Origin of the sequence: Mesorhizobium sp. M4A.F.Ca.ET.050.02.1.1 (assembly GCF_003997725.1) — a bacterium.
GTDB lineage: Bacteria > Pseudomonadota > Alphaproteobacteria > Rhizobiales > Rhizobiaceae > Mesorhizobium.
Window position 1 is genome coordinate 1 of record NZ_RZSG01001476.1, and the last position, 500, is coordinate 500.

Annotated in this window: 1 protein-coding gene and 1 pseudogene; both read left to right on the forward strand. The window is 62.0% G+C overall.

The annotated features are described in order from the left end of the window. Positions 1-159: pseudogene (locus EOA33_RS38220) on the forward strand (serine O-acetyltransferase); the annotation flags it as partial. Positions 160-299: 140 nt separating this feature from the next. After that, a partial coding sequence (locus EOA33_RS38225) for a DUF3126 family protein (RefSeq protein WP_127407869.1) occupies positions 300-500 on the forward strand: 201 nt, incomplete at its 3' end.

Genomic DNA, 500 nt, shown 5'->3' on the forward strand with positions numbered 1-500 from the left:
GCCGGATCGGTCGTGCTATCGCCGGTGCCGCACAACAAGACGGTCGCCGGCGTGCCGGCGCGCGTCGTCGGCGAAACCGGTTGCGACCAGCCTTCCAGGCAGATGGACCAGCTTCTGCCGTCGCAGACCATGGACCACGTTGTCAGCTTCGATATCTGAGGCCGGGATGCCCGCGCGCGGCTGAATCCGGCTGTACGCGCGGACCGGTTCCGGTTCTGTCGCCGGCTTGCCTTTACATCGCCATTGTCGGCGTGCCAGAAGCCGCGTTCAAATCAGCAAGCCGACGATCGGAGAAGACTTTGAAGCCGGACGAAATCAGAAAGCTGGACGCCTATTTCAAGCGCGTCTTCCAGAATCCCAAGCTCCAGGTGAAGGCGCGCCCGCGCAAGGAGGATTCGGCCGAGGTCTATGTCGGCGACGAATTCCTCGGCATCGTCTTCAAGGACGAGGCTGATGGCGACTACAATTTCTCGATGGCGATCCTCGACATCGATCTGGGC